The following is a 25,561-nucleotide window of genomic DNA, read 5'->3' as shown; positions in this document are numbered from 1 at the left end:
GTTCTTTCAGGAAACCGCCATGAGACACAAACGCGCCATCCCCAACCGCAGCTTTCGCGTCGCCGACCAGATCCAGCGCGATCTGGCCGAGCTCATCCGCGACCTGAAGGACCCGCGCATCGGCATGGCCACCATCAGCGCGGTGGAGGTCACGCCCGACTACGCCCATGCCAAGGTGTTCTTCTCGGTGCTGATCGGCGACCCGAAGGAGACGCAGGAGGCGTTGAACGAGGCTGCCGGCTTCCTGCGCAACGGCCTCTTCAAGCGCCTGCAGATCCACACGGTGCCGACGCTGCACTTCCAGTTCGACCGCACCACCGAGCGCGCGGCCGAGATGAGCGCCCTCATCAACAAGGCCAATGCGACGCGCGTGGCCGAGGACGACGAACCGAATGACTGAGGCCACCGTCACCGTTGCCAAGCCTGCCCACGGGCACGACGCCGACCGGCCGCCCCGCGTGCGGGTGCAGCGTCGCGCGCTGCATGGCGTGTTGTTGCTCGACAAGCCGCTGGGCTTGTCGAGCAACGACGCGTTGCAGAAGGCCAAGTGGCTGCTGCGCGCCGAGAAGGCCGGCCATACCGGCACGCTGGACCCGCTAGCCACCGGCCTGCTGCCGCTGTGCTTCGGCGCGGCCACCAAGTTCAGCCAGCTCAGCCTGGACGCCGACAAGCGCTACCTCGCGACGCTGGCGCTGGGCATCCGCACGACGACCGGCGACGCCGAAGGCGAGGTGCTGGAGCGGCATGACGCCGACCACATCACGCCTGAGCAGATCGCCGCGGCCTGTGCCGCCTTCACCGGCGAGATCGACCAGATGCCGCCGATGTACTCGGCGCTGAAGCACGAAGGCAAGGCGCTGTACGAGTACGCCCGCGCCGGCATCGAGATCGAGCGCAAGAGCCGTCGCGTGACGATTCACGCCATCGACATCGTCGGCGTGCAGGCTGGCACCGTGACCCTCGACGTCCGCTGCACCAAAGGCACCTACATCCGCACGCTGGCCGAAGACATCGGCGCGGCACTGGGCGTGGGCGCGTCGCTGGCCGCGCTGCGCCGCACGGCTTCAGGCGGCCTGACGCTGGACGGCGCCGTCACGCTCAGCGCCATCGAGGCTATGCCCGATGACGAGCGCGCCGCGCTGCTGACCTCGCCCGACCGCCTGCTGCTGGATGCGCCCGAACTGCGCCTGGACATGCCCGACGCCGTGCGCTTCCTGTCCGGCCTGCGCCGCCGCGTCGACGCGCCCGACGCCGAGCGCGTGCGCGTCTATGGCCCCGAGCCGCGTGCCTTCCTCGGCAGCGCCCACATCATCTCTGGCGAACTGATCGCCGACCGCCTGTTGACCCCGCCGGAGGTCCAGGCTCTGCTTTCCGCCTGATCCGGTTTTTTTCGAAGCATCACCATGACCACCCCGATCCGCAACATTGCCATCATTGCCCACGTCGACCATGGCAAAACCACCATGGTCGACCAACTGCTGCGCCAGAGCGGCACGTTCGCCGACCACGAGAAGGTCGTCGACACCGTGATGGACAGCAACGCCATCGAACGCGAGCGCGGCATCACCATCCTGGCCAAGAACTGCGCGGTGTCGTGGGGCGGTACGCACATCAACATCGTCGACACGCCCGGACACGCGGACTTCGGCGGTGAAGTTGAGCGAGCGCTGTCCATGGTGGACGGCGTGGTGCTGCTGATCGACGCCCAGGAAGGCCCGATGCCGCAGACGCGCTTCGTCACGAAGAAGGCGCTGGCGCTGGGCCTCAAGCCCATCGTCGTCGTCAACAAGGTCGACAAGCCCGGTGCCAAGCCGGACGCTGTCATCAACGCCGCGTTCGACCTGTTCGCCAACCTCGGCGCCACCGACGAGCAGCTGGACTTCCCGGTCGTCTACGCCTCCGGCATCAACGGCTGGACGTCGCTGACCGAAGGCGCGCCGGGCGAGCAGTGGGGCCCCGACATGTCGGCCCTGTTCGACACCGTGCTCAAGCACGTGCCGGCCCAGTCGGGCGACGCGAGCGCGCCGCTGCAGCTGCAGATCTCGGCGCTGGACTTCTCAACCTTCGTCGGCCGCATCGGCGTGGGCCGCATCAGCCAGGGCACCATCAAGCCCGGCATGCAGGTCGCCGTCATGGAAGGCCCGGACGGCAAGAGCGTCAACGGCCGCATCAACCAGGTGCTGACCTTCCACGGTCTGGACCGCGTGCAGGTCACCGAAGCCGGCCCCGGCAACATCGTGCTGATCAACGGCATCGAGGACATCGGCATCGGCGTCACCGTGACCGACCCGGCCAACCCCACGCCGCTGCCCATGCTGAAGGTGGACGAGCCGACGCTGACGATGAACTTCTGCGTCAACACCAGCCCGCTGGCCGGCCGCGAAGGCAAGTACGTCACCAGCCGCCAGATCTGGGACCGCCTGCAGAAGGAACTGCAGCACAACGTGGCGCTGCGCGTCTCCGAGACCGATGAAGACGGCATCTTCGAAGTCTGCGGCCGCGGCGAACTGCACCTGACCATCCTGCTGGAAAACATGCGCCGCGAAGGCTACGAGCTGGCCGTTTCCAAGCCGCGCGTGATGTTCAAGGACATCGACGGCGTGAAGAGCGAGCCGATGGAGCTGGTGACCGCCGACGTGGAAGAAACCCACCAGGGCGGCGTCATGCAGGCGCTGGGCCTGCGCAAGGGCGAAATGCTGAACATGGAGCCGGACGGCAATGGCCGCGTGCGCCTGGAGTACCGCATCCCCGCGCGTGGCCTGATCGGCTTCGCCAACGAGTTCATGAACCTGACGCGCGGCTCGGGCCTGATCTCGTCGATCTTCGACGGCTACGAAGCCCACAAGGGCGAGATCGGCGGCCGCAAGAACGGTGTGCTGATCTCCATGGACGACGGCGAAATCTTCACCTACGCGCTGGGCAAGCTGGACGACCGCGGCCGCATGTTCGTGAAGCCCAACGACCCGGTCTACGAAGGCATGATCGTCGGCATCCACAACCGCGACAACGACCTGGTCGTCAACGCGACGCGGACCAAGCAGCTGACCAACTTCCGCGTCTCCGGCAAGGAAGACGCGATCAAGATCACGCCGCCGATCGACCTGACGCTGGAATACGGCGTGGACTTCATCGACGACGACGAACTGGTCGAGATCACGCCGAAGAGCGTGCGCATCCGCAAGCGCTTCCTGACCGAAAACGAACGCAAGCGTGCGTCGCGAGCCTAAGCTCGCGACACACGCTGGCGCGGCGCCTTGTGCTCCCCCAGCCCCCTCCGAGAGGGGGCTCTAGCCAGTTGATTGCCCGCGCCCCGTTTACGGGGCGCTCTTGTTTGATGACGCACCGTTCGGCTGTTTTGCTGATGCTGCTGGTCACGCTGATGTGGAGCTCGGCGGGTGTCGTCACGCGGCATCTGGAGGCGGCGCGGGGCTTCGAGATCACTTTCTGGCGCAGCACGTTCAACGCGCTGGCGCTGGTCGTCATCCTGGGCTTCATGCGCGGCCGGGCGCTGCTGCCGGCGCTGCGTGGCGTGGTGGTCTGGGCGTCCGGGCTCTGCTGGGCCGTCATGTTCACGGCCTTCATGGTGGCGCTGTCGCTGACCACCGTGGCCAATGTGCTGGTGACGATGTCGCTGGGGCCGCTGCTCACCGCGCTATTCGCCCGCGTCTTCCTGCGCCAGCACATCCCCGCGCGCACCTGGGCCGCCATCGTCGTGGCCGGCGCAGGCATCGGCTGGATGTTCGGCCAGCAGGCCGGCTCCGGCGGCAGCCTTGCCGGCGTGGCCGTGGCGCTGGGCGTGCCGCTGGCCGCCGCCACCAACTGGTGCCTGCTGCAGAAGGTGGGTCAGCGCGGCGGCGGCGCCGACATGCTGCCCGCCGTCCTCATCGGTGCCCTCATCTCGATGGTGGTGACGCTGCCACTGGCCTGGCCGCTGCAGGCCGGCGCGCACGACCTGCGCCTGCTGGGCTTCCTCGGTGTCTTCCAGCTCGCCATTCCCTGCCTGCTTGCCGTGCGCCTGGCGCGCGAACTGCCCGGCCACGAGATCGCGCTGCTGGGCCTGGCCGAGACGCTGCTGGGCGTGTTGTGGGCCTGGGCCTTTGCGGGCGAACACCCTGGCAGCGCCGCCCTGATCGGCGGTAGCCTCGTGCTCGCCGCCCTGATTGCCAACGAGGCGTTGGCGCCTCCCCAACCCGTCTCGAAGAACGCATGAATGACCTGATCCCGACCCTGGTGTCCGATGGCCAGATCCTGGCCGAGGTCAACGGCTGCCTGGGCCTCATCACGCTGAACCGCCCGCAGGCGCTGAACGCGCTGTCGCTGGCCATGATCCGCGACATGACGGCGCTGCTGAACCACTGGGCCGCGCGCCCGGAGATCCAGGCCGTGGCCGTGCTGGGCGCAGGCCGCGATGGCAAGCCGCCGGCGTTCTGCGCGGGCGGCGACATCCGTTTCTTCCACCAGGCCGCCCTGGCGGGCGACCCGGCGCTGGGCGACTTCTTCACCGAGGAATACCGCCTCAACCACCTCATCCACAACTTCCCCAAGCCCTATGTCGCGCTGATGGACGGCATCGTCATGGGCGGCGGCATGGGCATCAGCCAGGGCTCGCGGCTGCGGGTGCTGTCCGAGCGTTCGCGGCTGGCCATGCCCGAGACCGGCATCGGCCTGTTCCCCGACGTGGGCGGCGGCTGGTTCCTGGCGCAGTGCCCCGGCCATGTCGGCGAATGGCTGGCGCTGACCGGCGAGAGCGTCGCAGTGGGCGATGCGCTGGAGTGGGGGCTGGGCGATGTGTTCGTGCGCGCCGAGCAGTGGTCCGCGCTCATCGACGACCTTCGCCGCAGCGAGCAGCCCAGCGGCGAGCATGTGGTGGCCACGGTCATGCAGCGCGTCGACCTGGCGCCGCCGTCCGAGCCCAAGGCCGAGGTGCAGCACATCGACCGCCACTTCGGCCAGCCGACGCTGGCGGCCATCCTGGACTCGCTGGCGCAGGCCGACGACGCGTGGGCCCGGGCCACGCGCGAGACGCTGCTCAAGCGCTCGCCGCTGATGATGGCCGTCACGCTGGAGCTGGTGCGCCGCGGCCGCGAGCTCAGCCTGGCCGACGACCTGCGCCTGGAGCGCGACCTCGTGCATCACGCCTTCCACCTGCGCGGCGCGCAGTGCAGCGAGACGGTCGAGGGCATCCGCGCGCTGGCCATCGACAAGGACCACGCGCCGCGCTGGCAGCCCGCCACGGTCGCCGAGATCGACCCGGCCGAAGTCGCCGCCTTCTTCGTCAGCCCGTGGGCCCCCGCCGAGCAACCGCTGCGGGATCTCGAATGACCGCAGCAGCACGTCACAGCCCCTGGCGCCTGTCCGTCGCGCCGATGATGGACTGGACGGACCGCCATTGCCGCTTCCTGCACCGCCTCATCACGTGCCACACGCTGCTCTACACCGAGATGGTGACGACCGGCGCGCTGCTGCATGGCGACCAGCCGCGCCATCTCGACTTCAATGCCGAGGAACACCCCGTCGCGCTGCAGCTGGGCGGCAGCGAGCCGGCCGACCTGGCCGCCTGCGCGAAGCTGGCCGAGCGCTGGGGCTATGACGAGGTCAACCTGAACTGCGGCTGCCCCAGCCCGCGCGTGCAGAAGGGCGCTTTCGGCGCCTGCCTGATGGCCGAGCCGCAGCTGGTGGCCGACTGCGTGAAGGCCATGCGCGACGTGACGGCGCTGCCCGTCACCGTCAAGCACCGCATCGGCATCGATCGCATCGAGAGCTACGAGTTCGTGCGCGACTTCGTCGGCACCGTCGCGGCAGCCGGCTGTGAGGTCTTCATCGTCCACGCGCGCAATGCCTGGCTGCAGGGCCTGTCGCCGAAGGAGAACCGCGAGATCCCGCCGCTGCGCTATGAACTCGTGGCGCAGCTCAAGCGCGAGTTCCCGCAGCTGACCATCGCCATCAACGGCGGCCTGAAGACACCCGACCAGATCGCCGAGCAGCTGCAGCAGCTGGACGGTGTCATGGTCGGCCGCGAGGCCTATCACGAGCCCTGGAGCATGGCGCAGTGGGACTCGCGCTTCTTCGGCCAGCCCGACCCGGCTGCCTCACGCGAGCAGGTGGAGGACGCCTGGCTGGGCTACCTCGACCGCCTGCACGCCGCGGGCCGCCCCTGGCCGCACGCGATGCGCCACGCGCTGGGCCTGTGGAACGGCACGCCGGGCGCGCGGCGCTGGCGCCAGGTCTGGAGCGACCACCGGCTGAAGGCGCTGCCGCCGCGGGAGGTCGCCGCGCAGGCCACGGCCGCGCGGCTGTCGGGCATCTCCGTCGCGGCCTGACTACCAGGCCATGAGGGAGTTCGTCGACGCCCTCGACACCGGCCCCGTGCTGCCGCCGGACGAGCCGCTGTGGTGCCACGCCTTCGACACGGCACTGGGCCGCTGCGGCGTCGTCTGGAGCGCGCGCGGCATCGTCGCCTCGCTGCTGCCGGACGCCAGCCCCGAGCGGCTGCGGCGCCGGCATCCGACGGCGCAGCCCACCAACGACCTGCCGCCGCCCATCGCCCACGCCGTCGGCGGCATCCGCGCGCTGCTGGCTGGCGAGGCCCACGACCTCGGCGACGTGCCGCTCGACGAGCGCGGCATCCCCGAGTTCCGCCGCCAAGTGCATGCGTTGACGCGCGCCATTCCGCCGGGCCAGACGCGCACCTACGGCGAGATCGCCGCCGCGCTGGGCCAGCCCGGTGCCGCGCGGGCCGTGGGCCGGGCCGAGGGCGACAACCCGTTCCCGCCCATCGTGCCCTGCCACCGCGTGATGGGGGCGGGCGGTGAGCCCACCGGGTTCTCCGCGCCGGGCGGCGTCGAGACCAAGCGCCGCCTGCTGCGCATCGAGGCCCGCGCCGCGGGGCAACTGGCCGGCGACCAACAAAGCCTCTTCTGACGCTGCGGGCCCCTTTTTAGTCAGTTGAGGACAGAGCTACTCGCTCCGCTCGATCGGTCTGTCCCGCAGAATCTATAGCTATGTCCTTCGCATCCCTGGGCCTCTCGCCCGCCTTGCTGCGCGCCGTGCGCGAGCAGGGCTATCACGCCCCCACCGCCGTTCAGTCCGCCGCGTTGCCGCCCATCCTGGCCGGCCGCGACGTGCTGGCGCTGGCGCAGACCGGTGCCGGCAAGACCGCCGCCTTCGCGCTGCCGCTGCTGCAGCGCCTCGTCGCATCGCCGCCGCGCCCGGGGCCGCGTGCGCTGGTGCTGGCGCCCACGCGCGAGCTGGCCATGCAGACGGCCCAGTTGCTGCGCGAGCTGGCGGCGCTGCTGATGCACCGGCCCCGGGTGGCGCTGGCCTTCGGCGGCGTGTCCATCAACCCGCAGCTGATGGCGCTGCGCGGCGGCTGCGACGTCATGGTGGCCACGCCGGGCCGGCTGCTGGACCTGCTGGACCACAACGGCCTGACGCTGGCCGGCGTCGACTGCCTGGTGCTGGACGAGGCCGACCGCCTGCTGGGCCAGGGCTTTGCCGAGGAGCTGCAGCGCGTGCTCGGCGCCTTGCCGAAGCAGCGCCAGTCGCTGCTGTTCTCGGCCACCTTCCCGCCGGCCGTCGAGGCGCTGGCCGCGCAGCTGCTGCAGGAGCCGGTGCGCATAGCCATCGAGGAAGCGCCGCCGCAGATCACGCAGCGCGCCCTCCAGCTGGACCGCGCCCAGCGCTTGCCCGCACTGCGCCAGCTGCTGCGCGATGCGGGCTGGCAGCGCGCGCTGGTGTTCGTTGCCAGCCGCTACACGGCCGAGCTGGTGTCGGACAAGCTGCATGCCCACGGCTTCAAGGCCGGCGTGCTGCACGGCGAGCTCAGCCAGGGCGCGCGCCGCGACGTGCTGGCGGCGCTGAAGGACGGCAGCGTCGAGGTGCTGGTGGCCACCGATGTGGCCGCGCGCGGCCTGCATGTGGATGCGCTGGACGCCGTCGTCAACTACGAGCTGCCGCGCTCGGCGGCCGACTACACGCACCGCATCGGCCGCACCGGCCGTGCCGGCGCCACCGGCACCGCCGTCAGCTTCATCTGCGCGGACAGCGCGGAGAACGCCGAGAGCCACTTCCGCCTCATCGAGAAGCGGCAAGGCCAGCGCGTGCCGCGTGAGCGGCTGCCCGGCTTCGAGCCGCAGGCCGTGGCCACCGAGGCGCAGGCCACCGGCGGCATCAAGAGCGCGACGCGCAAGAGCAAGAAGGACAAGCTGCGCGAGGCCGCAGCCCAGGCAGCAGAGGCATCCGGCGATGGGCATTGAGATCGAACGCAAATTCCTCGTCGGCGGCGACGGCTGGCGCCGGCAGGCCGCGAGCCAGACCCGCTTCAGCCAGGGCTACCTGTGCCGCGACCCGGCGCGCACGGTGCGCGTGCGCATCGCTGGCGACGCGGCCTTCCTGACCATCAAGGGCGCGACGACCGGCGCCACGCGCGCCGAGTTCGAGTACGCCGTGCCGCTGGCCGACGCGCAGCAACTGCTGGCGATGTGCGACGGCCCGGTGGTCGAGAAGGTGCGCCACCTGTGCCCGTTCGAGGGCATGACCTGGGAGGTGGACGAGTTCCTCGGCGCCAACGCCGGCCTCGTCGTCGCCGAGATCGAGCTGGACACCGAAGGGCAGGCGTTCGCGCGCCCGGCCTGGCTGGGCGCCGAGGTGACGGGCGACGCGCGCTACGTCAATGCCAACCTGGCGGTGCGGCCGTTCACGAGCTGGGGCGGCTGAGGGGCGCATCCGCGCGCGGCCGCGCCGCGTAGGCATGTCATACGCAGGCAACCGAGCCGGCCGAAGATGCGCGGTCCGGTGCCCTGCGGTCACCACTCTGCTCATCACCTCGTCCCCGTGCCCCTCATCCCGTCGTCACTGCTGCACCGCGCGCGCACCTGCATCCTGATGCTGCTGCTGGTGGTGCTGCCGCTGCAGGGCGTGGTGCAGTGGATGGTGGGTCTGCAAGGCCACCGCCACATGCACACGGGCGCCGTGGCCGCGCCGCACGACGGCGTGCTGGCCCGCCTGGCCCAGCCGGTGCGGGCCCTGCTGGACCAGCTGCACGCCGCGCAGGATGCGCGGCTGCAGAGCCCGCGGCTGGGCTGGACGAGCAGCCGCGCCAGCGGCGCCGAGCTGCACGCCCACGGCGGCGTGCTGCACCGGCATGCGGCGGACACGGCCGACGTCGTGCAGGCGGCCGACGCGCTGGACGACGCAGGGCAGGGCGGTGGCGCGACCGCCTTCCTGGCCTGGTTGCCGGCCGCGCCGGTGCTGCCGGTTCTGGCGGGCGGCGAGCGCCCGGCCACGGTGCATGCGGCCTGGCGCGACCGCGTCGTCGCGCCTGCGCTCGCCCCGCCGCGCGGCTGAGGCCTGCGGGCGCGTCACACGCGCCATCCCCGCCCCCCGCCGTTGCCTGCCGGTCACGACCTGACCGGCCGGGCGTGCCTGCGCGCACGCCCGGACCTGCCGAGACTCCCCATGCCCAAGATCCGCCGCTTCCAGCCCACGCTGCTGGCCGCCGCCTGCCTGCTCGCCACCACCGCCCATGCGCAGACCGCGCCGCCCGTGCTCGTCGCTGCCGCCGTGCTGGAGAAGGTCGAAGTCACCGGCCGCCACTACGACAACGCCATCGGCAGCGCCGATGCTGCGTCGCAAGGCAGCATCCGCGCCGAGCTGCTGAAGAGCCGCCCCGCGCTGCGGCCCGGCGAGGTGCTGGAGTTCGTGCCCGGCGTCATCGTCACGCAGCACTCCGGCGACGGCAAGGCCAACCAGTACTTCCTGCGTGGCTTCAACCTCGACCACGGCACCGACTTCGCCACCACCGTCAACGGCCTGCCGGTCAACATGCCCACGCACGGCCACGGCCAGGGCTACTCGGACCTGAACTTCCTGATCCCCGAGCTGGTCGAGCGCATCGACTACCGCAAGGGCCCGTATTTCGCGACGACGGGCGACTTCTCCGCCGCCGGCTCGGCCGACATCGCCTACCGCCGCACGCTGGACGACAACTTCGCCGCGCTGACGCTGGGCCAGCGCCAGTTCCAGCGCTTTGTCGGCGCCGGCTCGTCGGCGCTGGGGGGCGGGCTGAACCTGCTGGGTGCCGTCGAGGTGCAGCACAACGACGGGCCCTGGACGCTGGCCGAGCACCTGCGCAAGAGCAACGGCGTCGTCACGCTGTCGGGCGGCACGCGCGCCGAGGGCTGGCGCGCCAGCCTGATGGGGTACGACGCGACGTGGCGATCGACCGACCAGGTGCCCGAGCGCCTCCTCGATGCCGGCTCGTTCAACGGCCGACCCTTCGGCCGCTTCGACGCCGTGGACAAGAGCGACGGTGGCGAGACCCGCCGTGCCAGCCTGTCCGGCGAATGGCACCGCGTGACGGACGCCGACGCCACGCGGGTGGCGGCCTACGCGATGAATTACCGCCTGAAGCTGTTCTCCAACTTCACCTACGCGCTGGAGCGGCCCGACGACGGCGACCAGTTCCTGCAGCAGGACCGGCGCAGCGTCTACGGCGCCAGCGCCAGCCATGCCGTCGAGCACCGCCTGGGCGGACTGCCGGCGCGCAGCGAGGTGGGCGCGCAGCTGCGCCACGACCGCATCCGCGTGGGCCTGTTCGACACCGTGGAGCGCCGCATCACCCACACCACGCGCGACGACGAGGTGCGCCAGACGCAACTGGGGCTGTACGGCCAGACCGCCGTCGAGCTGACGCCCTGGCTGCGCGCCATCGCCGGCCTGCGGGCCGACCAGGCGCGCTTCCAGGTCGACAGCCTCACCGACGGTGCCAACTCGGGCCGCAGCTCGGCGCGGCTGTTCTCGCCCAAGCTGTCGCTGATCGCCGGCCCCTGGGCCAGCACCGAGTTCTTCATCAACGCCGGCCGCGGCTTCCACAGCAACGACGCGCGCGGCACCACCGCCACGCGGGACCCGAAGAGCGGGGAGGCCGTCGACAAGGTGCCGGGCCTCGTCGCCGCCCGCGGCCTGGAGCTGGGCGCGCGCACCGAATGGCTGCCGGGCCTGCAGAGCTCGCTGGCGCTGTGGAAGCTGGACTTCGACTCCGAGCTCGTCTACGTGGGCGATGCCGGCGCCACCGAGGCCGGCCGGCCCACGCGGCGCCGCGGCATCGAGTGGAACAACCGCTACGTGCCGGTGCCGTGGCTGCTCATCGACGCCGACCTGGCCTGGACGCATGCCCGCTTCTCCGATGCCGACGCGGCCGGCAACCGCATCCCCAACGCGGTCGACAAGGTCGCGTCCGTCGCCGTCACGCTGCGCGAGCTGGGCCCGTGGTCGGCCAGCCTGCAGTGGCGCTACCTGGGCTCGGGCGCGCTCATCGAGGACAACAGCGTGCGCTCGCGCTCGTCGCTGACGACCAACCTGCGCGTCAGCCGCAAGCTGTGGGACAGGGCCGAGGTGACCCTCGACGTCTTCAACCTGGGCAACCGCAAGGTCAACGACATCGAGTACTTCTACGAGTCGCAGCTGCCGGGTGAGCCCGCGCCGGTGGCCGACAGGCATATCCACCCCGCCGAGCCGCGCACCGTGCGCGTGACCTTCAAGCTGGGGTTCTGACGCCCGCCCGGCGCCGCCGTGCGGTGCCCGGGCCGACCGGAGATGTGGATGACCATCGACGACGACTTCGACGCGGTCGAGGCGGGGCGCCGCCTCGGCCACGACCTGCACCGGCTCAGCGCCATCGCACCGCAGGCGGACTGGCCGCAGGCCGTGCGCGAGGGCTTCACCGCCGCCACCGCGGGGCAGGGCGCCCGGCCGCGCCACGACGACCGCTTCGTGCGCAAGTGGCTGCAGCTGCGGCTGGGCGCGCTGGCCCGGGGCCGGGCGGTGGCGCCCGACGTCACGGTCGAGCTGCTGCGCCGGCTGGACATCAGCCACTGCCCGGTGACGCGCGAGCCGCTGACCCACGCGACGCGGCTGGGCAGCGACGCGTCGGTGGACCGGCTCAACAACGACGGCGCCTACGCGGCGTCCAACCTGGCGATGCTGTCGGCCCGCGTGAACCGCGCCAAGGGCACGCGCGGCTTTGCCGAGGTGTGGGCGCTGTCGCAGCGCACGGACGTGGCCCACGGCCTCGCGCCCATCGAGTGGCTGCGGCTGGCCGTGCTGATGCTGGGCCCGGCCCATGCCGACCGGCCGCTGGACGTGCCCGCGCTGCCGCTGTGCGCGCCGCTGCCGCCCACGTCTGTGCGCACGGCGCTGCAACAGCTGCAGCGGCTGCTGACGCTGAATGCGGGCCAGGCGGCGTCGCGCAACCGGCTGCTGCGCGGCCTGCTGCCGGCCTGCGGCAGCGCGGTGGCCGAGGCGCGGCTGCGGCTGCTGGCCGATGCGGTGCACATGGGGCTGAAGCGGCTGGCGCCGGACGAGCCCTGCTGGGACGTCTGGCTGCAGCCGGGCCTGATGGCGGCGCTGGCCGCGTGGCGCGACGCGCTGGGTGACGGCGCCTGGGCGCGCGTGGCCTGGACGGCCGGCCAGATCGCCGGCGGCCACCCGGTCAACCGCCGCGAGCTGGACCCGTGGCGGCTGGCCACCCGGGGTTATCTGCCGCTCACCGGCGCTGTCGGTGGCAGCTTGGCTGCCCGCCGCTGACGCCGTCCGCGAACGCCGCGTCTGCGGCGATTGCCAGCGCGTGTGCGCGCAGGCAGCATCGGCCGCATGTCGTTGCCGTACCTGTCCCGCGTGCTCTCACCCCCGCGCCTGCTGCCGCTGCTGATGGCGCTGACCCTGGCCTCGCCCGTCTGCGCCGCCGAGGCACTGGCGCCGCTGCGCGTGGTCACCGGCGACCTGCCGCCGTTCGCCGTCGACGGCCAGCCGGAGCACCCCGGCGTGCTGGTCGAGCTGGTGGAGTTGTTGCTCAGGCGCTGCGGCCAGCCGGCCCGCGCGGAGTTCTTCCCGTGGGCGCGGGCGCTGGCCACGGCGAGCAGCCAGCCCCGCGTCGCCATCCTGCCGCTGACGCGCACGCCGGAGCGCGACGCGCAGTTCCAGTGGCTGCTCAAGCTCTACGTGCAGCACTTCGTGTTCATCAACCGCATCGGCCAGCCGCCGGTGACCGGCCTGGAGCAGGCCCGCCAGCTGCGCGTGGCAGTGCTGCGCGGCTCGCCCAACCTGGCGCAGCTGCAGCGCCACGGGTTCAGCGCCGGCCAGGTGACGCAGGCCAGCAGCGTCGACGACATGCTGCGCATGCTGGACCGCGGCGTGGTGGACGCGATCTACGGCGGCGACGTCATCAACATGGACAAGGTGCGCAACAGCGGCCGCGACCCGGCGGTCTACCAGGTCGGGCTGCCGCTGGAGTCCGGCGAGATCTGGCTGGCCGCCAGCGCCGGCTTCAGCGACGCCGACCGGCAGCAGCTGAAGGAGGCCCACCAGGCGCTGCTGCGCGACGGGGCCGTGGAGCGGCTGTTCCGCGGCTACGGCATCAAGCCGCGCGCGGACGACATCCGCTGATCACCAGGGCGGCGCTTCCTCGCTGACCGCTTCGGTGGGTTCCGGCAGGCTGGCCGGCACGGGCGCCGGCGCGGCGCCCGCGGCGAAGTCGTGCTCGCCGCCCAGGCCCTCGATGAGTGCCGGGATCAGGCCGCTCAACTCGCCGGTGGCCAGCGCCATGTCGGCGTCGAAGGCCTCGTCGCCGCTGGCCTCGGGCCGGCCCTCGAAGGCCAGGTCCAGGAAGCTGATCTTCTTGATCGCGAAGCCCTCGGTCAGCGTGAAGGACACGCGTTCCTTGTAGCTCAGCGCCAGCCGCGTGGGCATCTTGCCGCTGGTCAGGTGGGCGCGGACCTCGTCGATGTCCAGCGGGTGGCGGGCGTAGCGCACGACGGGTTTCTGGTCGTCGCTGCCCTTCAACTCGCACTCGCGCTCGATCTGGAAGCCCTCGGGCGTCACGCCGTCCAGCAGCCAGGCGGCCATGCAGGCAGCGGGGCTCTCGGCCGTCTGCACCAGCTGCAGGCTGAGGCCGGGGCTGGCCTGGATCAGCATCGTGACGACCTCGTCGGCGCGGCTGCTGGAGCCGGCGTCGACGAACAGCAGGCCTTGCGCGGGCGCGATCCACACCTGCGTGGCCGAGGTCTTCGTGAAGGCTCGCGGCAGCAGCTCGTGCGTGGCCTGTTCCTTCAGGTCCTTCTTGGCCTTCTTGCCGGGCTTGCGGCCGGTGGTTTCCTCGATGTGCTCGGCCAGCTCGTCGACGCGCTCCTGCACGACGGAGGACGGCAGCAGCCGCGCCTCGCGCTTGAGCTTGATGAGCCAGTGGCCGTCGACGACCTCGACGAGGGGGGCGTGCTCGACGCCGCGCGGCGGCGCCCAGCCCACGGCCAGCGGCTGGGTGGGGGCGCAGGCCAGGAAGGGTTCCTTGGCGAGTTGTTCGCCGAGCAGTTGGGCGTCGGCCGTCCAGCCTTCGCCGATGCGGTAGGTGATCAGGTTCTTGAACATGGGCGCTGAAGAAACGAGAAGCCCGCCAGCGGCGGGCTTCGGAATGCAGGCGCCGATTGTCTCAGGTCTGGCGCCGCCGCCCGGCGAGCAGCGCGGCGGCGCCGGCCAGCCACAGGCAGTACGTCGCGGGTTCGGGCACGGCCGTCGTGATGGCCTGCATGGTGCCGGTGAAGCTGCCCGGCGCCACGAAGCTCAGCCCGGTGACGAAGCCGGTCACGTCGAACGCGTTGACGTTGGCCGAGGCCTCGATGCCGCGGATCTGGAAACGGTCCACGCCGCCAGCGAAGCCGTGGGCGACGAAGTCGAAGCTGGTACCCGCGGCCACGCCGCCAGCGCTCAACTGCCACGCGCCGGCGTTCCAGGTCCACACCTCGTACAGCCCGTCGCCGACGTTGCTGGCCACCTGCACGGCCTTGAAGTTGGGGTCGCCCGCGCCGGTGGCGTAGCTGAAGCCGGTGGCGACGACGGGGTCGATGAAGGTGATGTGGTCGGGCCCCACGTCGTCGACGTGAAAGCCGTACAGCGGCCCGGCCAGCGCGCCGCTGGTGGTGGGCACCGGCTGCAGCGTCGGCAGCGCGATGTTGCTGACGTTGCCGGGCAGCGTGGCCGGGTTGATGGGCGTGAAGTCGAAATAGGAGCTGGAGCGCGAGACCACCGTGCCGTCGGCGCGGTTGTGGGACAGGTCGATGCTGATGGCGTAGCTGGTGCCGAAACTCAGCACGCCGGCCGGCAGCGTGAAGCTGGTGCTGCCCAGCGCGGGGCTCTGCCACAGCAGGTCGGCCTGCTGGAAGCTGGTGGCGGCGCCGTAGCGGGCCTCGACGGTGACCGGATGGCTGACATCCTGCACGCGGATGCGCATCTGGTCGATGCCGTTGGGCGTGCTGGCGGGCAGCGTCCAGCTGATCGTGGGCGTGAGGCCGGCGCCGTTGATGCTCATGGACTGCACGAACGGCATGGCGCCGGCATCGCCCAGCGTGGGTGTCCAGACGAAGGCGGTGTCGTTGCGCGGAAAGGCGCTGGAGGCGGACAGCAGCAGCAGCCGGGCGCCGGTCTGCTCGGCGTTGTAGGCGTTGGACGCGTAGTACTGGTGCGGCAGCAGCGTCCAGTCGCGCTCGAAGAGGCGCTGTCTGACCCAGTCGGGGTCGGTCGAGAAGGCGTCGCAGGTCTTGCCGTTGGGGCAGATGCCGGAGACGCCGTAGACGTAGCTGCTGCCGGCCGGCGGCTGCACGTTCTGCACGCCCCAGACGACGATGTCGCCGGTGGCGTGGTTGCCGCTGTTGGCGCTGTTGTTCTGGCGGATCTGGAAGGGGTTCTCGGCGGTGGGCGTGGCCGCCATGGCGGTGGCCGCAGCAAGCAGGCCGGTCAGGACGAGGCAGTTCTTCATCGTGAGGCTCCTGGCGAGAGGCCTGGAGCCTAGTGACGAGGGGGCCGCCTCACATCCCCAGCGCTGGGGATGCCGGCGCGTCAGCCCTGGGCCATCACCTGGCGCAGCAACTGTTCGAACACCTCGACCGACTGGCCGCCCTGGATCAGGTGGCGCTGGTTGACGACGATGGCCGGTACGGCGTGGATGCCCTGGGCGTGCACCTGCGCTTCGGCCTCGGCCACGTCGGTGTCGTAGCGCCGGCTGGCGAGCAGCTCGCGCGCCTGATCCTCGGGCAGGCCGGCGGCCACGGCCTGTTCCAGCAGCACGGCCGGGTCGGACACGTTGCGGCCGTCGGTGAAGTAGGCCTTCAGCAGCCCGACCTTGAGCGTGCGCTGCACGGCGCCGCCGAAGGCCTCGTCGGCCCAGTGCAGCAGGCGGTGCGCGTCGCGGGTGTTGTAGATGCGGCTGCGCGCCGCCATGCGGAAGTCGAAGCCCAGCGCCGCGCCGCGCTCGCGGATGGCCTCGCGCGTACCGGCCAGCTGCGCCGGGCTGGCACCGTACTTCTCGGCCAGGTGCTCCTCGATGTCCTGACCCTCGGCGCCCATGGCCGGGTTCAGCTCGAAGGGGTGGAAATGCAGGTCCAGCGTCAGGCCCGGGATGCGCGCCGCGGCGGTTTCCAGCGAATACAGCCCGATGGCGCACCAGGGGCAGACGATGTCGGAGATGAAGTCGATACGCATGGCCGGCATTTTCGGCGCTGGGCTTCAACCCCGGCATTTGCAAGGTGGCTGCAAATGTGAAGGGGTTGCAATTGGGGGCGGCGAGGGGGCTTGTGAAGCCGGGAAAGACGGGGGCTAATACTTGCCAACTGCTCGGCAGCCCGCTTACCGCCATGCCTTTCATGCACTTCGGACATCGCAGCTCCTGGACGCGCGGCCTGCTCGCGGGCCTGGCGGTCTGGGCCGGCGCCGCCGCCGCCCAGGACGCCGACCGGCCTGCCACGACCGGGCTGCGCATCAGCGGGTTCGGCACGCTGGGCGTCAGCGAGGTGGAGGCGCCGCCGACCTGGGGGTTCCGGCGCGAGCTGACTCAGCCCGCCCGGCCCGGCCGTTGGCGAGCGGACGTGGACACCCGGCTGGGCGTGCAGGCGAACTACAGCATCGGCACGTCGCTGGAGCTGGTGGCCCAGGGCATCGCCAAGAAGCGCGGTGCGTTCGCCGCGGACAGCGATGCGCTGGAATGGGCCTACGCCAGCTACCGGCCCGATGCCGAGTGGACGCTGCGTGCGGGCCGCGTCAATGTCGACACCTTCCTGATGGCCGACTACCGCAACGTCGGCTTCGGCTTTCTCAGCATCCGCCCGCCGGTGGAGTTCTATGCCCGGCTGCCGACGACGCTGGATGGCGGCGACGTCGCGCGCAGCTGGATCGTCGGCGACGCGCAGTGGCGCGCCAAGCTGATGGCTGGCGCCACGCGCATCGGCGACGTGAACTTCTCCGAAGCCGGTCGGCTGAACTCGGTGCTGGGCGGCATGGTGTCGCGCGAGCAGGGCGGCTGGCTGCTGCGGGCCAGCATCGCCCGCGCGCGCATCGACTTCAAGCAGGATGACGCGCAGCGCGCCGCGCTGGCAGCGCTGGGCCAGCTCGGCGCTCTGCCGCTGCCCACGGTGGCGGCGCCGGCGCAGCAGCTGCGCGAGCGGCTGGGCGCCAACGGCATCCAGGCGCTCTTCACGGAGGTGGGCCTGCGCTTTGAAGGCAGCGACTGGCAGGGCAGCGCCGAGTTCGTGCGCGTGTCGGCCGCGCCGCTGTCAGTGGAGCGCACGTTCTACGCGATGCTGGGCTATCGGCTGGGTGAGTGGACGCCGTTCGTCGGCCATGGCCGCTCCCGCAACGCGGTGGCGGCGCTCGATCCGCCGGCCTGGCAGCAGGTGCTGACGCCGGTGCTGGGCCCGGCCGCCGCGGCCGAGGCGCAGGGGCTGGGCACGGCGGTGGCAGCGGTGCTCAACGGCGGGCGGCTGGTGCAGTCCAGCTGGTCCTGCGGCGTGCGCTGGGACTTCCACGCCCAGGCGGCGCTGAAGCTGCAGTGGGACCGCGTGAAGGTGGCGCGCGGCGGCGGGTCGCTGTGGTCGGGCGCGGACGGCTCGGCGGGCCGCGCGCGCGTGGCGACGGCGGTGGTGGACTTCATCTTCTGAGCGCCATGCCCGCCCGCGCCCTTCGCCGCCCCCTCGCCGCCGTGCTGCTGGCCCTGCTGGCGGCGTTGCCTGCCCGGGCGGACTTCTATGTCGTCGTCAACGCCAACAACCCGCTGCGCGCGCTGACGCAGAAGGAGGCGGTGGACCTGTTCATGGGCCGCAGCCGGGCCTTCGCCAACGGCGACCTCGCGCTGATCTTCGACCTGCCGCGCGACCACCCGCGCCGCGCCGCCTTCTACCAGGCGCTGACGGGCATGAGCGCTGCGCAGGTCAACAGCTACTGGTCGCGGCTGATGTTCTCGGGCCAGAGCGTTCCGCCGCAGGCACTGCCCGACGAGACGGCCATGGCTGGCATCCTGCGCCGCAACCCCAGCGCGCTGGGCTGGCTGGGCTGCGAGCCGACGGAGCCGGGCTTGCGCACCGTGCTGGTCCTGAAGGAGGCGGCCGCCAAATGACGACGCCTGCACCGCGGGTGCGTGGTGCCAACAGCCTGCAACTGCGCTTCATGCTGCTGGTGTTTGCCAGCGCCACGCTGCTGGCGCTGGTGGCCGCCGGCATCGCCTACCAGCTGGGGCAGGCGCGCGCGCTGGCCAGCGGCCGCAGCAGCGTGCAGGCGCTGGCCATGGCCGTGGAGGCGACGCTGGCCATCGGCGCCTATGCCCGGGACGAGGTGCTGCTGCAGGAGGTGGCCGGCGGCCTGGCGCGCAACGAGCTGGTGGACGTGGTGGAGGTGGTGGCCGCCGACGGCCGGGCGCTGGCCAAGGTGGTGCGCAAGGGGGCCAGCGAGCACGCGGACGCGACGCTGCTGACGCGGCCGCTGGTGTCGCCCTTCGACGCCCGGGAGAACCTGGGCCAGCTGCGCATCCGCCTGAACGACGCGCGGGTGCGCGCCGACGCCAACCAGGAGGCCTACATGCTGGCCGCGGCGATGGCCGGACAGGCGGCGCTGCTGGCGCTGATGCTGTACCTGTTGGCTGCGCGCCTGGTGTCCAGCCCCATCGTGCGCCTGGCCAGCGCGCTGCGCCGCATGACGCCGGGCAGCGGCGAGCGGCTGCAGACGCCCGACAGCCACGCGGCCGACGAGATCGGTGTGCTGATCGCCGGCGCCAACGCGCTGCTGGACGCCAACGAGCGGCAGCTGCAGACCGAGCGCGCGTTGCGGGCCGAGGTGGAGGCGATGGAGGCGCAGTACCGGCAGATCTTCGACGCGAGCAGCGCCGGCATCTTCGTGCTGGACGAGGCGGGCCACCTCATCAACGGCAACCCCATGGTGTCGCGCCTGGTGGGCCTGCCGATGGACGAGCTGCGCCTGCTCGGCCAGCACGACTTTGTCGGCCGCGTCTTCAGCCGCCCCGAGCAGGTGCGGCAGATGATCGACGAGGCGGCGCGGCGCGGCGAGACGGTGTCGGCCGACCTGGAGCTGGCGCCGCAGGGCGACGTGCGGCGCTGGGTGCACTGCCTGGTGTCCGTGCCGCGCGAGGGCGCGCGGACGGTGGAGGGCGTTATCTACGACATCACCGAGCGCAAGAGCGACGAGAACGCCGTGCGCCACCTGGCCGAGCATGACGCGCTGACGCAGCTGAAGAACCGCGGCGCCGGCCAGGCGGTGCTGGAGCGCTTCGTCGCCGACGCGCGCGACCGCGGCGGGCTGCTCAGCGTGGCCTGCATCGACCTCGACGGCTTCAAGCAGATCAACGACACGCACGGCCATGCGGCCGGTGACGAGGTGCTGGTGGCCTGCGCCGAGCGCATGCGGGCCGCGGTGCGGCGCTCGTCCGACCTGGTCGCGCGGCTGGGCGGCGACGAGTTCCTCGTCGCGCTGCGCGACGTGGGGCCGGGCGATGCGGTGCTGGCCCAGGTCATGCAGGCGCTGCTGGACGGGCTGTCGCGGCCCATCCCGCTGTCGTCCGGCCTGACGGTGCGTGTGGGCGTCAGCATCGGCGTGGCCTGCCTGCCCGCGCACGGCGTGGAGCCGCAGGCGCTGGTGCGGGCCGCCGACGAGGCGCTCTATCACGTCAAGAAGAACGGGAAATTGGCTTTTGCGTTAGCGTTGCCGGCCTGACATCCTCGACGCTCCGATGACCGACTACACCCCGCCCCAGGTCTGGACCTGGAACAAGGCCAATGGCGGCCAGTTCGCCAACATCAATCGCCCCGTCTCCGGGCCCACGCACGACAAGGCGCTGCCTGTCGGCGAACACCCGCTGCAGCTGTACTCGCTGGGCACGCCCAACGGCGCGAAGGTGACCGTCATGCTGGAAGAACTGCTGGAGGCCGGCCACACGGGCGCCGAGTACGACGCCTGGCTGATCCGCATCAACGAGGGCGAGCAGTTCGGCAGCGGCTTCGTCGCCGCCAACCCGAACTCCAAGATCCCGGCGCTGGTGGACCGCAGCGGGCCCGAGCCGGTGCGCGTGTTCGAGTCCGGCGCCATCCTTGTCTACCTCGCCGAGAAGTTCGGCGGCGCCTTCCTGCCGGCGGGCGGTGCAGCGCGCGCCGAGTGCCTGAGCTGGCTGTTCTGGCAGATGGGCAGCACCCCGTTCCTGGGCGGCGGCTTCGGGCATTTCTATGCCTACGCGCCCACCAAGCAGGAGTACCCCATCGACCGCTACGCGATGGAGGTCAAGCGCCAGCTGGACGTGCTGGACCGGCTGCTGGCTGAGCGCCGGTTTCTCGCGGGCGACGACTACACCGTCGCCGACATGGCCACCTGGCCCTGGTACGGCGCGCTGGCGAAGGGGCAGCTCTACGGTGCGGGCGAGTTCCTGTCGGTGCACGAGTACGAGCACGTCATCCGCTGGGCCGACGAGATCGCGCAGCGCCCGGCTGTGCAGCGCGGCCGCAAGGTCAACCGCACCTGGGGCGAACCGCACAACCAGCTGCACGAGCGCCATGACGCCAGCGACTTCGAGCTCAAGACGCAGGACAAGCTGGCGCCGGCAGCATGATCACCCTCTACGACTGCGCCACCGCGCCCAGCCCGCGCCGTGCGCGCATCCTGCTGGCCGAGAAGCGCGTGCCGCACGAGACCGTGCAGGTGGACCTGCGCAGCGGCGAGCAGCTGGGGGAGGCCTTCCGGCGCATCAACCCGCAGTGCACGGTGCCGGCGCTGGTGACCGACGAAGGCCCGGTGCTGACCGACAACGCGGCCATCGCGGCCTACCTGGAGGCGCGCTTTCCCGAGCCGCCGCTGCTGGGCCGCACGGCGCTGGACAAGGCCGAGATTGCCGGCTGGCAGTGGCGTGTCGAATTCGAAGGGCTGGCCGCGATTGCCGAGGCGTTCCGCAACAGCAGCCCGGCGATGGCCGGCCGCGCGCTGACCGGGCCGGTGGACTACGCGCAGATCCCCGAGCTGGCCCAGCGCGGCCTGGCGCGGGTGCAGCGGTTCTTCACGACGTTGAACGACCACCTCGCCGGCCGTGAGTTCATCGCGGCGGGGCAGTTCAGCGTCGTCGACATCACGGCCGTCGTGGCGGTGGACTTTGCGCGGGTGGTGAAGATCAAGCCCGGCGACGAGCACCCGCATCTGCGCCGCTGGCGCGAGGCGATGCAGGCGCGCGGGACCATGGGCTGAAGCGCAGCAGCAGCGCATCCAGCACGGCGCCCAGCGCCACGCCCACCGTGTAGGCCAGCAGGTCCGGCGCGTGGAACGTGGAGCCCAGCACCAGGTGCCCGGGCGTCGTGTGCCGCACCGCGTTGATCCAGTCCGCCTGGTAGAGCTGGCTGAACTCGACGGCGAACGACGTGGCCAGCGCCGCGGCAGCCACGCGGCCGACCGGCCAGCCGGGCCGCGCGATGCCCCAGAGCAGCAGCACCATCAGCGCCCACAGTGCATCGCCCGGGTACTTGCCGAGCGCCTCGGGCAGCAGCAGCGGGAACCTGCGCGATGCGAGGCCGGCAGCGATGACCGCCAGCACCAGCACAGTATGGCGCGTGCGGCTTCTGCGCATCAACGGCGCCCCGCCTTTTCCAGCGTGACGACCTGTTCCAGCAGGTAGGGCCGGTCGCGCTCGAAGAAGCTCTTGTCGATGTTGGTGTTGGGCAGGTACAGGAACTTCATGCGTGTGTTCTTCAGCAGCTTCAGGCTGTCGCCGAAGTAGCGGTTGAACAGCCGGTCCAGCTGGCCGTTCGCGTAGGCCTTCTTCAGCCCGTACTCCAGCCGCTGCGCGAGCACGGGCTGGTGCTTCGCGACGAAGAAGTACATCGGGATGTAGGTGAACACGGCGAAGTTGTCGACGACAAGCAGGCCCGGGTGGGCGTCGGCCTGCGCGCGCAGTTCGGGCGCCACCTCGTAGACGCTGCGCATCAGCAGCTGGAAGCGGCCCGAGTGCAGCATGGGGATCAGCGTCGGGTGCGCGCCACCGTAGACGACCTTGAAGCCGTTGCCCTCCAGCAGCGGCGCGGTGGACCAGCCGGGGCCCTGGCCGATGGTCAGCGCCCGCAGGTCGTCGATGGTGCGGACCGATTCATAGGCCGGCAGCTCGCTCTGGCGACCGAGGAAGAAACGGAAGCTGGCCAGCCCGCGCATGACTGGTACGCGCACCGGCAGCGCGCCGTCCAGCCATTCCTGCGTGGGCATGGCCACGGCGACGGACAGCTGGCCGCTGTCCAGCTCCAGCAGCTGGCGGCGGATGACGGTCTCCTCGCGCTGCTGCACGAGGCGGTAGGGGCCGTAGCGGTCGGTGGACAGCCGCAGCGCGAGCGCCAGCAACTGGTCGGCGTAGGCGCGGTGCGGCGCCTCGCGCTCCATGTAGGGGATGGTGACGACCTGCGGCGGCGGCGGCGCCGCTGCCGCCGGCTGCGCGGTCAGCAGCCAAAGCCCCAGCAGCGCCCACCCGCCGTGCATGGGTTCAGAGCCGGCGGTCGCTGGGGCGCGCCAGGTAGAACCATTCGGTGCCCGGCAGTGACTTCACGTTCGGGAACACGATGCGCCCCTCGCTGGGCGCCAGCACGGCCTCGCCGCTGGCGCGGGTGCCGATCTTCTGGCCGTGCTCGATGGCGTCGAAGCTGGCCCAGGCCTGCTCGAACGCGTCGCCCATGTCCTCGCGGTCGATGACGTCGTAGAGCTGGAGCACCTCGGGCGGTTGCGTGGGCTGGTGCGCTGCGACGGCGCTCTCGTCCAGCATGCCCAGGAACACCAGCGCGCGCAGGATGGCGAGCCGCGCCACCTCGGGGCCGTTGGGGTCCAGGTGCTGGCCGCATTCCAGCGTGATGGCCCAGCCGCCGGTGGAGCGCATGTACTCGGTGGTGCCGACGCCGTAGTGCGGGTCGGAGATCAGCGACGCGCGGCGCGAGCCGTCGTGGCTGCGCTGCTGGCGGCGGGCGATGCCCAGGGCGTAGGTCGACAGCCAGCCCTCGACGATGCGCGTGACGCCCAGGGCGGCGGCCAGCGCGGACTCGGTGGCCTCCTGCGAGAACGGCTCCAGCTCGCCGCTGTTGTTGCGCGGGCCGATCATCGCGAACGCCGGGCCGTTGCCCTGGAAGCTGTGCAGGTCGAGGATGCCGTCGTGCTGCGCGATCAGCGGGCACAGCACGCGCGCGATGCGGTCCTCGAAGTCCTGCGCAATGATGGGCGGGCGCAGGTTGCGGTTCAGGTTGCGGTCACCCTCGCGGCGGTCCAGCTGGTTGGCCAGCGGGTTGACGATGGGCACGAAGGTCAGCGTGCCGCGCTTGAGCGTCAGCTCGCCGGCGTCCAGCTGCCGGATGATCTCGGTCATTGCCCGGGTGCCGTGGATCTCGTTGCCGTGCACCGCGCCGGTCACGAGGAAACGCGGGCCGGGCTGCAGGCCGGCGAACTGGTGGATGCGCAGGGAAGTAGGCTGGCTGGACATGGATTCAGGGCTTGAACAGGGCGGAAGACGACAGGGCCTGGCCGGCAGCGAACACGCGGCGCGGCAGGTCGCCCACGGGCTGGCCGGCGCGGCAGGCGACGAGGCGGTAGAGGGTGGCGAAGGCGAAGTCGGGCGGCGCCTCGCCGGCGCCCAGCACCAGCTCGCCACCGCGGCGCACGGCGTCGGCCAGGAAGGCGGGCAGGCGCAGGTGATACGGGTTGCGCGCGATCTCGCCCGTGTGACGCTCCAGCGCGGCGATGAGCCGGGCGGTGTCGGCGATGCTGGATTCGACGAGCGCGTTGGGCGTGGCCTGCGTGGACCAGAACTCGGTCAGCGCCAGCACCGTGTCCAGCCGCGCGGCGGCGATGGCCTGCACGACGAGCTGGTGGACGCCGCGGTGGCTGGGGTTGTCGTCCAGCGGATGCGGCGCGAGCACGAGGGCGGGGCGGTGCTCGGCGAGGAGGGCGGCGAGCGCCTGGACCTGCGCGGGCTGCATGGCATCGGCGCGCACGTCGGACAGGCCGTCTTCACCGACGCGGATGCAGTCGAAGCCCAGCACGCCGCAGGCGTCCAGCAGCTCGGCCCAGCGCGCCTCGCGGCGCTCGGTATTGCTGCCCAACGTGACGGCCACGTTGCTGACGCGCCAGCCGGCCTCCTGGCGCAGCCGCAACGGCAGCGCGCCGACGATGCATTCGTCGTCGGGGTGGGGCGCGAAGATCAGGCAGTGGCCCGGCGCGGCCTCGGGCGCCGGTGCGGCGTGGCGGTCCGGCGGGCTGCCCAGCAGGGCGGCGAATCGGGTCAGGTGCTCGCGCCAGCGCGCGAGGTCGGCTTCCAGGGACATGCCGGCATCCTACCGAGACGCCGGTTTCGCCGGCCAGGTGGCCAGCAGCACACCTGCCAGGGCCAGGCCATAGGCGAGTGCCTGCTGGGGCGACAGCGCCTCGCCCAGCGCCAGGCCGACGAGCGCCGTCGTGATGGGCAGGAACACGCTGAAGACGCCGGCCTTGGCGGCGGGCAGGCCCCGCAGGCCGGCCATCCACAGCCACACGGTGATGACGCTGGCCGTGGCCGAGTAGTAGGCGAGCAGCCCCCAGTCCTGCACGCGGGGCGCCGAGAAATCAAAGCTCAGGCCCTGCCAGACCGCCAGCGGCGTGACCAGCACCAGCCCCCACAGGTTGATCAGCGCGCTGATGCGCTTGGGGCCCAGCCCGGCCGTCAGCTGCTTGCCGATGACGACGTAGCAGGCCTCGCACAGCACGGCGGCGATGAGCAGCAGCGCCCCGACGAGCGTCGTGTCGGCGCCGCCGTGCTTGCCGGTGGCCACCAGCGCAATGCCGCCCACGGCGCAGGCGATGCCGGCCAGCGTGCGCGTGCCCAGTTGTTCGCGCAGGAAGACGCGGCTCAGCAGCGCCACTGCCGCCGGGATGCCGGCCATGATGACGCCCGCGACGACGGCCGAGCTCTGCCGCAGGCCGAACAGCATGCAGATGGAGAACAGGAAGTTGCCGAGGAAGGATTCGAGGAACAGCAGCAGCCGCGAGCGCGCATCCAGCGGCGCCTCGTGTGCCGGCTTCTTCAGCCACGGCAGCATCAGCAGCGCCGCAAAGCCGAAGCGCAGGCCGGCCAGCAGGAAGATCGGGAACGCCGCGACCAGCAGCTTGGACAGGCCGACATAGCTGCCCACCAGGGTCATGCTGGTGGCCAGCAGCGCGTAGGAGCGCCAGGGAATGGGATGCATCTGAATGGGTCTTT

Annotated in this window: 26 protein-coding genes; 18 read left to right on the top strand and 8 right to left on the bottom strand. The window is 71.6% G+C overall.

Annotated features, from left to right (window positions below):
- Positions 1 to 19: 19 nt before the first annotated feature.
- The 13 genes from rbfA (at position 20) to AC1Q7O_RS05030 (ending at position 13,443) form a co-directional block, all read left to right on the top strand.
- Positions 20 to 400, top strand: coding sequence for a 30S ribosome-binding factor RbfA (gene rbfA, locus AC1Q7O_RS05090; protein WP_492658272.1), 381 nt, complete (start codon positions 20 to 22; stop codon positions 398 to 400).
- Positions 393 to 1,379 (top strand): tRNA pseudouridine(55) synthase TruB, encoded by a 987-nt coding sequence (gene truB / locus AC1Q7O_RS05085; RefSeq protein ID WP_492658273.1) that lies wholly within the window; start codon positions 393 to 395, stop codon positions 1,377 to 1,379. The genes rbfA and truB overlap by 8 nt, the downstream gene beginning before the upstream one ends.
- 24 nt (positions 1,380 to 1,403) lie before the next feature.
- Complete coding sequence (gene typA / locus AC1Q7O_RS05080; protein ID WP_492658274.1) at positions 1,404 to 3,227, top strand: translational GTPase TypA; 1,824 nt, start codon at positions 1,404 to 1,406, stop codon at positions 3,225 to 3,227.
- Between the two features lie 107 nt (positions 3,228 to 3,334).
- Positions 3,335 to 4,210 carry a DMT family transporter gene (locus tag AC1Q7O_RS05075; protein ID WP_492658275.1) on the top strand — a complete coding sequence of 292 codons (876 nt, stop codon included), beginning with the start codon at positions 3,335 to 3,337 and terminating at the stop codon, positions 4,208 to 4,210.
- Entirely contained in the window at positions 4,207 to 5,322 is a 1,116-nt protein-coding gene (locus AC1Q7O_RS05070) for an enoyl-CoA hydratase/isomerase family protein (RefSeq protein ID WP_492658276.1), read from the top strand. Before AC1Q7O_RS05075 ends, AC1Q7O_RS05070 begins: the two co-directional genes overlap by 4 nt.
- The gene (gene dusA / locus AC1Q7O_RS05065; RefSeq protein ID WP_492658277.1) at positions 5,319 to 6,320 is read left to right on the top strand and encodes a tRNA dihydrouridine(20/20a) synthase DusA; all 1,002 of its coding nucleotides are present in this window, start codon (positions 5,319 to 5,321) and stop codon (positions 6,318 to 6,320) included. The genes AC1Q7O_RS05070 and dusA overlap by 4 nt, the downstream gene beginning before the upstream one ends.
- 10 nt (positions 6,321 to 6,330) lie before the next feature.
- Complete coding sequence (locus tag AC1Q7O_RS05060) at positions 6,331 to 6,921, top strand: methylated-DNA--[protein]-cysteine S-methyltransferase (protein WP_492658278.1); 591 nt, start codon at positions 6,331 to 6,333, stop codon at positions 6,919 to 6,921.
- An 80-nt stretch (positions 6,922 to 7,001) separates the two neighbouring features.
- Positions 7,002 to 8,255 (top strand): DEAD/DEAH box helicase, encoded by a 1,254-nt coding sequence (locus tag AC1Q7O_RS05055; protein WP_492658279.1) that lies wholly within the window; start codon positions 7,002 to 7,004, stop codon positions 8,253 to 8,255.
- Positions 8,245 to 8,715, top strand: coding sequence for a CYTH domain-containing protein (locus AC1Q7O_RS05050; RefSeq protein WP_492658280.1), 471 nt, complete (start codon positions 8,245 to 8,247; stop codon positions 8,713 to 8,715). Before AC1Q7O_RS05055 ends, AC1Q7O_RS05050 begins: the two co-directional genes overlap by 11 nt.
- Before the next feature lie 117 nt (positions 8,716 to 8,832).
- Complete coding sequence (locus tag AC1Q7O_RS05045; RefSeq protein ID WP_492658281.1) at positions 8,833 to 9,345, top strand: hypothetical protein; 513 nt, start codon at positions 8,833 to 8,835, stop codon at positions 9,343 to 9,345.
- Between the two features lie 111 nt (positions 9,346 to 9,456).
- On the top strand, positions 9,457 to 11,553 hold the full coding sequence (locus AC1Q7O_RS05040) for a TonB-dependent receptor (protein WP_492658282.1): 2,097 nt from the start codon (positions 9,457 to 9,459) through the stop codon (positions 11,551 to 11,553).
- Between the two features lie 48 nt (positions 11,554 to 11,601).
- Positions 11,602 to 12,585 carry a hypothetical protein gene (locus tag AC1Q7O_RS05035; protein WP_492658283.1) on the top strand — a complete coding sequence of 328 codons (984 nt, stop codon included), beginning with the start codon at positions 11,602 to 11,604 and terminating at the stop codon, positions 12,583 to 12,585.
- A gap of 66 nt (positions 12,586 to 12,651) precedes the next feature.
- Complete coding sequence (locus AC1Q7O_RS05030) at positions 12,652 to 13,443, top strand: substrate-binding periplasmic protein (protein WP_492658284.1); 792 nt, start codon at positions 12,652 to 12,654, stop codon at positions 13,441 to 13,443.
- On the opposite strand, the gene AC1Q7O_RS05025 is transcribed toward AC1Q7O_RS05030, so the two are convergent.
- The 3 genes from AC1Q7O_RS05025 to AC1Q7O_RS05015 all read right to left on the bottom strand — a co-directional run bounded on the left by AC1Q7O_RS05025 (position 13,444) and on the right by AC1Q7O_RS05015 (position 16,527).
- Positions 13,444 to 14,421 carry a recombination-associated protein RdgC gene (locus tag AC1Q7O_RS05025; RefSeq protein WP_492658285.1) on the bottom strand — a complete coding sequence of 326 codons (978 nt, stop codon included), beginning with the start codon at positions 14,419 to 14,421 and terminating at the stop codon, positions 13,444 to 13,446.
- Between the two features lie 61 nt (positions 14,422 to 14,482).
- The gene (locus tag AC1Q7O_RS05020) at positions 14,483 to 15,805 is read right to left on the bottom strand and encodes a PEP-CTERM sorting domain-containing protein (protein ID WP_492658286.1); all 1,323 of its coding nucleotides are present in this window, start codon (positions 15,803 to 15,805) and stop codon (positions 14,483 to 14,485) included.
- Positions 15,806 to 15,885: 80 nt separating this feature from the next.
- Positions 15,886 to 16,527, bottom strand: coding sequence for a DsbA family oxidoreductase (locus tag AC1Q7O_RS05015; RefSeq protein WP_492658287.1), 642 nt, complete (start codon positions 16,525 to 16,527; stop codon positions 15,886 to 15,888).
- Between the two features lie 161 nt (positions 16,528 to 16,688).
- On the opposite strand from AC1Q7O_RS05015, the gene AC1Q7O_RS05010 reads away from it, so the two are divergent.
- The 5 genes from AC1Q7O_RS05010 to AC1Q7O_RS04990 are packed head-to-tail and all read left to right on the top strand — an operon-like array spanning position 16,689 to position 21,552.
- A complete protein-coding gene (locus AC1Q7O_RS05010; protein WP_492658288.1) occupies positions 16,689 to 17,978 on the top strand; it encodes a hypothetical protein in 1,290 nt (429 codons plus the stop codon).
- 5 nt (positions 17,979 to 17,983) lie between these two features.
- Positions 17,984 to 18,433 (top strand): hypothetical protein, encoded by a 450-nt coding sequence (locus AC1Q7O_RS05005; protein WP_492658289.1) that lies wholly within the window; start codon positions 17,984 to 17,986, stop codon positions 18,431 to 18,433.
- Complete coding sequence (locus AC1Q7O_RS05000; RefSeq protein WP_492658290.1) at positions 18,430 to 20,040, top strand: diguanylate cyclase domain-containing protein; 1,611 nt, start codon at positions 18,430 to 18,432, stop codon at positions 20,038 to 20,040. The genes AC1Q7O_RS05005 and AC1Q7O_RS05000 overlap by 4 nt, the downstream gene beginning before the upstream one ends.
- 16 nt (positions 20,041 to 20,056) lie before the next feature.
- Positions 20,057 to 20,926 carry a glutathione-dependent disulfide-bond oxidoreductase gene (gene yghU, locus AC1Q7O_RS04995; protein ID WP_492658291.1) on the top strand — a complete coding sequence of 290 codons (870 nt, stop codon included), beginning with the start codon at positions 20,057 to 20,059 and terminating at the stop codon, positions 20,924 to 20,926.
- Positions 20,923 to 21,552: a glutathione S-transferase family protein gene (locus tag AC1Q7O_RS04990; RefSeq protein WP_492658292.1), complete on the top strand. Its 630-nt coding sequence runs from the start codon at positions 20,923 to 20,925 to the stop codon at positions 21,550 to 21,552. The genes yghU and AC1Q7O_RS04990 overlap by 4 nt, the downstream gene beginning before the upstream one ends.
- Here the strand turns inward: AC1Q7O_RS04990 and AC1Q7O_RS04985 are convergent.
- From AC1Q7O_RS04985 to AC1Q7O_RS04965, 5 genes are read right to left on the bottom strand one after another with little or no spacing between them, the layout of a single operon-like run.
- A complete protein-coding gene (locus tag AC1Q7O_RS04985; RefSeq protein WP_492658293.1) occupies positions 21,479 to 21,928 on the bottom strand; it encodes a ribosomal maturation YjgA family protein in 450 nt (149 codons plus the stop codon). The two genes, AC1Q7O_RS04990 and AC1Q7O_RS04985, sit on opposite strands and share 74 nt — an antisense overlap.
- Positions 21,928 to 22,824, bottom strand: coding sequence for a substrate-binding periplasmic protein (locus AC1Q7O_RS04980; protein WP_492658294.1), 897 nt, complete (start codon positions 22,822 to 22,824; stop codon positions 21,928 to 21,930). Before AC1Q7O_RS04980 ends, AC1Q7O_RS04985 begins: the two co-directional genes overlap by 1 nt.
- Before the next feature lie 4 nt (positions 22,825 to 22,828).
- On the bottom strand, positions 22,829 to 23,809 hold the full coding sequence (locus AC1Q7O_RS04975; RefSeq protein WP_492658295.1) for a succinylglutamate desuccinylase/aspartoacylase family protein: 981 nt from the start codon (positions 23,807 to 23,809) through the stop codon (positions 22,829 to 22,831).
- Between the two features lie 4 nt (positions 23,810 to 23,813).
- Positions 23,814 to 24,650, bottom strand: coding sequence for a PIG-L deacetylase family protein (locus AC1Q7O_RS04970; RefSeq protein WP_492658296.1), 837 nt, complete (start codon positions 24,648 to 24,650; stop codon positions 23,814 to 23,816).
- A 9-nt stretch (positions 24,651 to 24,659) separates the two neighbouring features.
- A complete protein-coding gene (locus tag AC1Q7O_RS04965; RefSeq protein ID WP_492658297.1) occupies positions 24,660 to 25,547 on the bottom strand; it encodes a DMT family transporter in 888 nt (295 codons plus the stop codon).
- Between the last annotated feature and the right edge of the window lie 14 nt (positions 25,548 to 25,561).

This window comes from Roseateles sp. GW823-FHT07B05, assembly GCF_058794515.1.
Note: the sequence above shows the minus strand (reverse complement) of the source record. Positions and strands in the feature narration are given on the sequence as shown.

What these genes read in the sequence shown, in the direction of transcription:
- rbfA (WP_492658272.1), top strand. Translation starts at nt 20, where the DNA reads ATGAGACACAAACGCGCCATCCCCAACCGCAGCTTTCGCGTCGCCGAC.
- truB (WP_492658273.1), top strand. Translation starts at nt 393, where the DNA reads ATGACTGAGGCCACCGTCACCGTTGCCAAGCCTGCCCACGGGCACGAC.
- typA (WP_492658274.1), top strand. Translation starts at nt 1,404, where the DNA reads ATGACCACCCCGATCCGCAACATTGCCATCATTGCCCACGTCGACCAT.
- AC1Q7O_RS05075 (WP_492658275.1), top strand. Translation starts at nt 3,335, where the DNA reads ATGACGCACCGTTCGGCTGTTTTGCTGATGCTGCTGGTCACGCTGATG.
- AC1Q7O_RS05070 (WP_492658276.1), top strand. Translation starts at nt 4,207, where the DNA reads ATGAATGACCTGATCCCGACCCTGGTGTCCGATGGCCAGATCCTGGCC.
- dusA (WP_492658277.1), top strand. Translation starts at nt 5,319, where the DNA reads ATGACCGCAGCAGCACGTCACAGCCCCTGGCGCCTGTCCGTCGCGCCG.
- AC1Q7O_RS05060 (WP_492658278.1), top strand. Translation starts at nt 6,331, where the DNA reads ATGAGGGAGTTCGTCGACGCCCTCGACACCGGCCCCGTGCTGCCGCCG.
- AC1Q7O_RS05055 (WP_492658279.1), top strand. Translation starts at nt 7,002, where the DNA reads ATGTCCTTCGCATCCCTGGGCCTCTCGCCCGCCTTGCTGCGCGCCGTG.
- AC1Q7O_RS05050 (WP_492658280.1), top strand. Translation starts at nt 8,245, where the DNA reads ATGGGCATTGAGATCGAACGCAAATTCCTCGTCGGCGGCGACGGCTGG.
- AC1Q7O_RS05040 (WP_492658282.1), top strand. Translation starts at nt 9,457, where the DNA reads ATGCCCAAGATCCGCCGCTTCCAGCCCACGCTGCTGGCCGCCGCCTGC.
- AC1Q7O_RS05035 (WP_492658283.1), top strand. Translation starts at nt 11,602, where the DNA reads ATGACCATCGACGACGACTTCGACGCGGTCGAGGCGGGGCGCCGCCTC.
- AC1Q7O_RS05030 (WP_492658284.1), top strand. Translation starts at nt 12,652, where the DNA reads ATGTCGTTGCCGTACCTGTCCCGCGTGCTCTCACCCCCGCGCCTGCTG.
- AC1Q7O_RS05025 (WP_492658285.1), bottom strand. Translation starts at nt 14,421, where the DNA reads ATGTTCAAGAACCTGATCACCTACCGCATCGGCGAAGGCTGGACGGCC.
- AC1Q7O_RS05020 (WP_492658286.1), bottom strand. Translation starts at nt 15,805, where the DNA reads ATGAAGAACTGCCTCGTCCTGACCGGCCTGCTTGCTGCGGCCACCGCC.
- AC1Q7O_RS05015 (WP_492658287.1), bottom strand. Translation starts at nt 16,527, where the DNA reads ATGCGTATCGACTTCATCTCCGACATCGTCTGCCCCTGGTGCGCCATC.
- AC1Q7O_RS05010 (WP_492658288.1), top strand. Translation starts at nt 16,689, where the DNA reads ATGCACTTCGGACATCGCAGCTCCTGGACGCGCGGCCTGCTCGCGGGC.
- AC1Q7O_RS05005 (WP_492658289.1), top strand. Translation starts at nt 17,984, where the DNA reads ATGCCCGCCCGCGCCCTTCGCCGCCCCCTCGCCGCCGTGCTGCTGGCC.
- AC1Q7O_RS05000 (WP_492658290.1), top strand. Translation starts at nt 18,430, where the DNA reads ATGACGACGCCTGCACCGCGGGTGCGTGGTGCCAACAGCCTGCAACTG.
- yghU (WP_492658291.1), top strand. Translation starts at nt 20,057, where the DNA reads ATGACCGACTACACCCCGCCCCAGGTCTGGACCTGGAACAAGGCCAAT.
- AC1Q7O_RS04990 (WP_492658292.1), top strand. Translation starts at nt 20,923, where the DNA reads ATGATCACCCTCTACGACTGCGCCACCGCGCCCAGCCCGCGCCGTGCG.
- AC1Q7O_RS04985 (WP_492658293.1), bottom strand. Translation starts at nt 21,928, where the DNA reads ATGCGCAGAAGCCGCACGCGCCATACTGTGCTGGTGCTGGCGGTCATC.
- AC1Q7O_RS04980 (WP_492658294.1), bottom strand. Translation starts at nt 22,824, where the DNA reads ATGCACGGCGGGTGGGCGCTGCTGGGGCTTTGGCTGCTGACCGCGCAG.
- AC1Q7O_RS04975 (WP_492658295.1), bottom strand. Translation starts at nt 23,809, where the DNA reads ATGTCCAGCCAGCCTACTTCCCTGCGCATCCACCAGTTCGCCGGCCTG.
- AC1Q7O_RS04970 (WP_492658296.1), bottom strand. Translation starts at nt 24,650, where the DNA reads ATGTCCCTGGAAGCCGACCTCGCGCGCTGGCGCGAGCACCTGACCCGA.
- AC1Q7O_RS04965 (WP_492658297.1), bottom strand. Translation starts at nt 25,547, where the DNA reads ATGCATCCCATTCCCTGGCGCTCCTACGCGCTGCTGGCCACCAGCATG.